This window comes from Anaerolineales bacterium, from assembly GCA_037382465.1.
Classification (GTDB): Bacteria; Chloroflexota; Anaerolineae; order Anaerolineales; family E44-bin32; genus WVZH01.
The window spans coordinates 1-3,348 of the sequence record JARRPX010000012.1; the positions used below are offsets into that span (position 1 = coordinate 1).

General features: G+C 60.9%; 4 protein-coding genes. All 4 read left to right on the top strand.

The window, feature by feature from the left end; genetic code table 11:
- Positions 1 to 202: 202 nt before the first annotated feature.
- Positions 203 to 811, top strand: a complete 609-nt coding sequence (locus P8Z34_04850; GenBank protein MEJ2549991.1) for a TetR/AcrR family transcriptional regulator — start codon at positions 203 to 205, stop codon at positions 809 to 811.
- Positions 812 to 834: 23 nt separating this feature from the next.
- A complete protein-coding gene (locus P8Z34_04855) occupies positions 835 to 1,773 on the top strand; it encodes an ATP-binding cassette domain-containing protein (protein ID MEJ2549992.1) in 939 nt (312 codons plus the stop codon).
- A 4-nt stretch (positions 1,774 to 1,777) separates the two neighbouring features.
- Positions 1,778 to 2,836, top strand: coding sequence for an ABC transporter permease (locus tag P8Z34_04860; protein MEJ2549993.1), 1,059 nt, complete (start codon positions 1,778 to 1,780; stop codon positions 2,834 to 2,836).
- 5 nt (positions 2,837 to 2,841) lie between these two features.
- Positions 2,842 to 3,348 (top strand): hypothetical protein (locus P8Z34_04865; protein MEJ2549994.1); only part of this gene is annotated, 507 nt, incomplete at its 3' end.

The following is a 3,348-nucleotide window of genomic DNA, read 5'->3' on the forward strand; positions in this document are numbered from 1 at the left end:
GGTTTCCAAAACCCTTCGGGTCTTCTACATGACTCTTCATTGAAATATCATCCTGTTAACGATCGCTGTTCCGCAGTAAATTCACTCCGATCTCATATGCCCGGATTTTCACCCCGCACCCAACACCTCGCACCCGGATTGACAGACCGCCAGAACAAGAGTAATATGTATGCAAGCACTTACTTACACATGGATGATAATCATGCCCCATGACGCAAATGAATCCACCGACACCCGCCAGCGCCTGATCCAGGCCGCAGCCGAACTCTTCGCCACGCTCGGGTACGCCCGGGCGACGACGCGCAAGATCGCCGCCGAAGCGGGAGTCAGCGAGGTGACCCTCTTCCGGCACTTCGGTTCCAAGAAGAATCTCTTCGCCGCAGTGCTGGAAGAATACGCCGACACGCCGGACATGCGCGCCGCCCTCGGTTCGCAGTTCTCAGGCGACTACCCACAGGACATGCTCACCCTCGGCCGGCACTTCATGCGCATGCTCATCGAACGCCGGGAAGCCATGCGCATGATGCTCTGCGAGGCGGGTCATTTCGAGGAAGTCAGTGAGGTCCTGGGCCGGATGCCGCGCGGACTGCGCGACGGGTTGGCCGCCTACCTGCGCCGCCAGATCGCCGAGGGTCACGTTCAGGACATGGATCCCGAAGTGATGGCGCAGGCCTTCTTCGGCATGTTCTTCTCTTACAACGTCGCCCGGGCCATTTTCGCCGGGAGCATGACCCTCGAAACCTCGATCGACGAAGTAGTCCAGCAGTTCGTGGACATATTCGTTAACGGGACGGTTCGCCGGAGTCAATGAGTCCACGCCCAACGGAGGATTGCATGGAAGCAGAAAACGCAGTGTTCGTCGATTCGGTGACGCGCCGTTTTGGCGATCTGGTCGCCGTGGACGGCCTCTCCTTCAGCGCACGACCGGGTGAAATTTTCGGCCTGCTGGGACCCAACGGCGCCGGTAAAACGACGACGATTCACTTGATCACGGGTCTGCTCAAACGCCACGGCGGTGCGATTCGAATCCTTGGTTTCGACCCCCAGGCACAAGCCCGGGAGGTGCGGCGCCGTATCGGGCTCGTGCCCCAGGAAACCAACGTCTATGCGGATTTGAGCGGCGTCGATAATTTATTGCACCACGCCGCGCTCTATTGTGACAAGCTGGCCAATATCGAAGGTCGAATCGAGGACATGCTGCGCCTGATGAATCTCTGGGAGCGGCGCGGCGATCCCGTGCGCACCTATTCCGGGGGGATGAAGCGCCGTCTCGCCCTGGCCCGGGCCCTGTTGCACGATCCGCCGCTGATCCTCTTCGATGAGCCCACCCTGGGCGTGGACGTGCAGGGCAAACACGTCCTCTGGGAACACATCAAAACGCAGCAGGCCCGGGGCAAGACCTTCATCGTCTCCACCAACAACATGGAGGAAGCCGATACGCTCTGCGACCGGCTGTTGATCATCGACCACGGCAAAGCGATCGCCATGGACACACCGGAACGCCTCAAAGCCACGCTGGGACGCGACGTGATCTCGCTGCGGACGACTCCCAATATTGAAAATCCGCAGGACCTGTTCCGCGGGCTGGGCCTGCAGGCGGCCACGTTCCCCCAACCCGACCAACTCCGTCTGGAAGTGACCAACGCAGAATCGATCGTAGGCGAATTGGTCGCCCGCGCCGCCGCCGGGCACCGTCTCGACTCAGTGCGCATCATGCGGCCTACGCTGGACGACGTTTTCTTGCACTACACCGGACGCGCCCTGCGGGAGTGAAACCATGCGACGCCTGCGATTGCTGATCCTGAACGAATTGAAAATGGTCCGTACTGCGCTGCCAATTCACCTCATTGCATTACTGCAGCCGGCATTGATGTACTCGATCATGGCGGGCGTGCTCGTACACCCGACGTTCGACGTCAATCTGATCCAGCCGACAAGCGACGCCGGCCAGCGGCTGCTCGAGGCCATGTACGAAGTCGGCTCGCCGGACGGCGCAGCCTACATCCACCCCGTCCTGGTAGAAGAGGGTGATCCCATCGGCGCGGGGGTCGTCACGGTCGAAGAAAGAGATCATCGAGCCACGGCCGTCTACCGCTATGGATTGATCGACAGCAACCTGGTCAAGAACCTGCGCAACCGCCTCACCGCAGCGGCACTGCGCGTCTGGGACGATTCGCTCGACGGACGGGCGGTCGGCATCGTCGAACATCCCTGGCTGCCGCAAGACCCTCCGTACAACCTCTACTTCGGTATGGCCATGCTGCCCATGACGACCTTTCTGGCCGCGGCGCTCATCGGTGGGTTCCTCACCGCCCAGGAGTTTGAGTTCGACACCATTCTCGAATACCGCCTCTCCCCCGTTTCACCGGCACTGGTGTTCATCGCACGCATCGTCCGTCTGGTGTTGTTGGGTTGGTTGTCGGCGGGAATTTTGATGGTCGTTATCGGATCGTTCAACAGCGTTTGGCCCAACTCGATCTTCGCCGTCGCCCTGATTCTGCTGCCCATCGCCCTCGTCGGCGGTGCGATCGGCATCAGCGCCGGCCTGCTGCTGCGCAGCAGCCTGCCGGCGTTCGTGGTCGGACTGAGTTCGGCGTTCGGCTGCTGGATCCTGGGCGCCGCCTTCGGACTGCCCACCGGTTTCAGCAGCGCATACGAGTTCACCAGCCGGCTCGTCCCCAATTCCTACGCCGTGGAACTGCTCTTCCCGCGTTACTACGGCATTAAAATCGGCAACAGCACTACCTCGATCCTCGCCCTGACGGTTTTCAGCGCCGCAGCGCTGGGACTGTCGGCGTTCGCTTACCGCCGCCGAGTCTTGGGACAGCAGGAGTGACCGCCATGAAGCGCTTCTGGATTCTGTTAGGAACTGAATTCAAAGCCTGGCGGCGCGATCCGATCACCGCCCTGGGCGGCTTCATTCCCCCCACCTTGATCCTGATCGCCTTCGGCCTGCTGCTGGGCGGCCGGTTGAGTTTCAAGCTGGCCGTGATCGACCACGATGAGGGACCCTACGGCGCGGTGCTCGGTGAAACACTCGCCGAAGTCATATCCCCCTTCGGCGTTCCGTACTACGACGTGCTCGACCTTCCCGAGGAAGAGGCCCGGGAGACGTATCACGCTTACCGTATCGACGGTTTGTGGGTCATTCCGCGAGATTTCTCGTCGCGGCTGGAGGCCGGAGAGAACCCCGCGATCGAAATGTACTTCATCAACTACAACGACGACCGCGCCAAGAATCACCGCATCTACTCGGCTGAAATCCTGTGGCGCTTCTACGAGAAGATCGGCCAACCCGCACCGCCGATCGCCCTTGCCGAAGTATATCCCCGTCCCGAAATGGTGCAT

Bases quoted from the DNA above. Each gene is read 5' to 3' on its own strand.
- P8Z34_04850 (MEJ2549991.1), top strand. From the start codon at position 203: ATGCCCCATGACGCAAATGAATCCACCGACACCCGCCAGCGCCTGATC.
- P8Z34_04855 (MEJ2549992.1), top strand. From the start codon at position 835: ATGGAAGCAGAAAACGCAGTGTTCGTCGATTCGGTGACGCGCCGTTTT.
- P8Z34_04860 (MEJ2549993.1), top strand. From the start codon at position 1,778: ATGCGACGCCTGCGATTGCTGATCCTGAACGAATTGAAAATGGTCCGT.